Origin of the sequence: Arthrobacter sp. MYb229, assembly GCF_002975405.1 — a bacterium.
In the GTDB taxonomy this organism is placed as follows: domain Bacteria; phylum Actinomycetota; class Actinomycetes; order Actinomycetales; family Micrococcaceae; genus Glutamicibacter.
This window is the reverse complement of the sequence record NZ_PCPS01000016.1, coordinates 1-3,715: the sequence shown is the minus strand read 5'-3', so window position 1 is coordinate 3,715 and position 3,715 is coordinate 1. Positions and strand designations below refer to the sequence as shown.

1 protein-coding gene and 3 tRNA genes are annotated in these 3,715 nt (G+C 51.1%); all 4 read right to left on the bottom strand.

Annotated elements, in window-relative coordinates; genetic code table 11:
* Positions 1–1,047: 1,047 nt before the first annotated feature.
* Positions 1,048–1,120: transfer RNA gene (locus CQ019_RS18080), tRNA-Glu, on the bottom strand.
* A 48-nt stretch (positions 1,121–1,168) separates the two neighbouring features.
* Positions 1,169–1,240, bottom strand: a tRNA-Gln gene (locus CQ019_RS18075).
* 299 nt (positions 1,241–1,539) lie between these two features.
* Positions 1,540–1,613, bottom strand: a tRNA-Pro gene (locus tag CQ019_RS18070).
* A gap of 95 nt (positions 1,614–1,708) precedes the next feature.
* Positions 1,709–3,085, bottom strand: a complete 1,377-nt coding sequence (locus CQ019_RS18065) for an FAD-binding oxidoreductase (protein ID WP_105570319.1) — start codon at positions 3,083–3,085, stop codon at positions 1,709–1,711.
* Between the last annotated feature and the right edge of the window lie 630 nt (positions 3,086–3,715).

Here is a 3,715-nt window from a genome sequence, read left to right as displayed (position 1 = left end):
TTATATATCCACCAAATTAAAAATAATTCGGTATCAATAAACTTGGCACACTATTGAGTTCTCAAACAACAAACACTTACCGGTTCTTTACCCACTCTTTCGAGCGGCAATTTCGTCCAGCGTTATATTTATATTTTATACCGTTGAATTCCTGAAAGTCAAATCAATTATTTGTGATTTGAATCGGTATTCTTGGTTCCCATTAATTTCGCTTTATCCACAGTGACCTGTGTAAAACTCTTGATTTTCTGGGGATTATCACCGAATTTTGTACCGGTTTTTGTTCCGGCCTTGTTTCGGCGACAGATAAAAACTATACACAGTTTTGCGGGATGTTTCAAATCGGGAGGCCCTTTTCCGAGGTGACCGTGCACACAGGCCCTTATTCTCTCTATGACCGGACTTCATCTCGGTAGACACTGTCAAAGTTCAACAGGCCTAGACCGCACCCGACACACGGTTGCTTGCTCACTATTGACCTCCGAATAATCACTATCGCTGAATGCTTCGATGCTTATGCGCAGTGACGTTCAATTTCGGCATGCCGAGGCGCCCAACAGTTTGAGAGGCCAGGCAGCGCGAAGATGGGAAACGCAGACTCCCTTCCGATGAGATGGTTCCACCGGCCGGCATCCGAGATGAAATTGATAAACCCAGACGTTGAGCTGGCGTCCCCGGGCTGGAACCTCGACCAGTCGAAGGGTGAAACTTGGCTAAGTGAATCCCCGTTGCTGAACATCTCGTGGATCCCACTGCCCTCGATGACATCACCGGGCGCAAACTACGGCAGTACTTAAACCCGGTCCACAGGCATCGTTGCATTCGCGACCTACTGTAGTGACACAATGCGGGTAGGCCGTGTGTCTGTCCCGGCCACTCAACCACCAGCTAGCGCATCGTTCGTTCCCGTGGTGATACTGCCGTTCGCCTCGCTCCGACAGAAGATGCTGAAGTAACAGTAACGCGTGCGCAAAGGATGGCCACGAAGTTCGATGAGCGTAATCTTAAAGCAAAAAACGCGGAACCGAAGTTCCGCGTTTTGATGTGTGACCCCAACGGGATTCGAACCCGTGTTGCCGCCGTGAGAGGGCGGAGTACTAGGCCGCTATACGATGGGGCCGTACGCTGAAGATTTCTCTTCAACTCACCAAATTACTCTGGTGAAGCGCTGGGATACCAGGACTCGAACCTAGAATGACGGAACCAGAAACCGTTGTGTTGCCAATTACACCATATCCCAATGTGACTTGGATTCCTCAGTGAAGACCATCAAGATCATTCTCTTCGAAATGCCTTAGCACGAGATATAACTATACATAAGAAAACTCGTTTAGGCATCTTTTGAGCCCTTCTCCTCGAGTGATCTACAGCTCTATTGTGTTGAGGTGCAGTTTTACGTCAAAACAGAGCCCGACTACAGGTACGCGGGGAGTGGAACGGCGGGCTTGGATACCTCTGGCGATGGACGGTGAAATATGCGCACGACACCCTCAACCAAAAATAAGGGGGTCCCTAGGGACCCCCTTATTCATTTGCTAGTCGGGATAACAGGATTTGAACCTGCGACCTCGTCGTCCCGAACGACGCGCGCTACCAAGCTGCGCTATATCCCGTAACTCTACAACGGTTATACACTACACCCGGGGATGCGTCTGTGCTAAATCTGCCAGTGAGCTATTGAAGAAGGAACGGACGTCGTTCAAGGAAACTAAAGTGCCTTGCCGGGGTTGAGAATATTCCTCGGGTCAAACAGCGCTTTGATTTCTTGCTGGAGAAGCAGAACGTCAGCAGTTTGTTCCCAGCTCAACCAATCGCGTTTGATAAGGCCGACTCCATGTTCACCGGTGATGGTTCCGCCCATCTCGATGGCCAATCGAATTGATCCTTCCAATGCCTTAGAAAGTCTCGCCAGAGGATCGACTCCGGCACCGGGTTCAACCGAGAATGTAGGATGCAGGTTGCCGTCCCCCGCATGGGCGATGACTCTGACATCTACCTCGTGAGAGTAAGCGATCTGTCGCAGTTCTCGCACGTAGTCGGACATCTTGCTCTTTGGCACTGCAATGTCCTCCCCCATGCGATAGGCATCGTCTTTAGTATCTCCACGGCTTGTTCGCCGCATTTCGATAAGCGTTGTGGCTTCGTCCGCACCGGAGTCGCTGAGGGTTACTTCTTGGTTCTCGAAGGTCTCGCGAATGACAGCTTCTTCCTTTTCGGCGCCATATCCATCCACCCTGACTAAGAGCATGGCACCACCATGCGCTGCATAGTTGGTCGAGTATTGATCATCTAAGATTTCGATAGTCGGCAAATCAAGGAGCTCCAGAATGGCCGGCTGTACGCGGGCGCGGGCTATGCGTTGAACGCCAAGGACTGCTGCTTCCAAACTTGGGAATAACATCGAGATGTCGCGCTCATCCACCGGCAAATATCGTAAGCGCAGCACCGCGCGCACCACGACGCCAAGTGTTCCCTCCGAACCGGTAAACAATCCGGTGAGGTCGTAGCCTGCAACACCTTTGAAGGTATTACGTCCCAGATGAACTAAACGGCCATCCGACAGAACAACGTCTACAGCAAGTACCGATTCACGTGTCACTCCGTATTTGGCACAGCGTAGACCACCAGCATTGGTGGCAATATTGCCACCAATGGTAGACATCTTATAGCTGGCCGGATCCGGTGCGTACATGAGACCGTGTTCGGAGACAGCTACGTTCAAGTCATAGTTGATCACTCCAGGTTCCACCACCGCGACTTCGTCTTCGGGGCGAACTTCCACGATTCGGTTCATCTGCATGAGGTTCAGGACAATGCACTTACCGGTTACGTGAACGCCTCCGGATACACCGGTACCGGCACCACGCGAAACAACGGGCATGCGATGTTCGTAGGCCAGTCGCATTACCTTTTGGACGTCTTCAACCGTTCGGGGGTAAACCACGGCCAGAGGCATGAAGGGGTCGCCGACGAATTGCCCGAAGTCCCGGGAATTCTCCAGTAGTACTTCTGCGCGCTGTTCCAGTTGCTCAGCAGAAAGCACTGTGTTCAGTTGGATAAGAAAATCTGACTGCGTTTCTGACATAAGACGTCCTTGTCGTATGATCCGGAGATTCTGTGGTCGTCGATCTTCCGCAGCCTAATCGAATACTTCCAGTCGGGAAGATATCTTGTCATCGTAATCAACCCAGGGCCCAGCTAGGCTCCATACCAACTGAATCTGCTACTTACCTCGGAAGTCGAGCATATCCTGTCGTTACATATAGATCAGTGTTTGTTGAGCAGGTAGTATCTTCTCGATGTGTTTTCTCTTGACGGGAATCGAATTGGTAGCGTCGAGATCTAGGCAGCGATGACTCTATACTCGTGAACGTAGAATCACACCATGAGGAAATGCATTCGGCTGTCGTCATCGTCGGACATACCGTCCACCCATTATCCAAGCATCCCTGTTTAACGCCATTTCGCGCGTGACTAACCTTGTACGGTTTCGAATAAAGCAGAGTCAAGCACTTATCGATTGGTGCCACAAGGTCGGAGTCGACGCCGCGTATATTGACGGATGAACTTACGCCATATAACAAAACGCGGGTCGAAGATCCCTGCCTATGGGCATGAGCATCAGCGAACATCAGAACTGGGCTCATCAATCAACCGGCGGAGCACTACACAGCGCCGACAAGAACAAAGCCTATGCAGGAAGATGGAGTAGTGA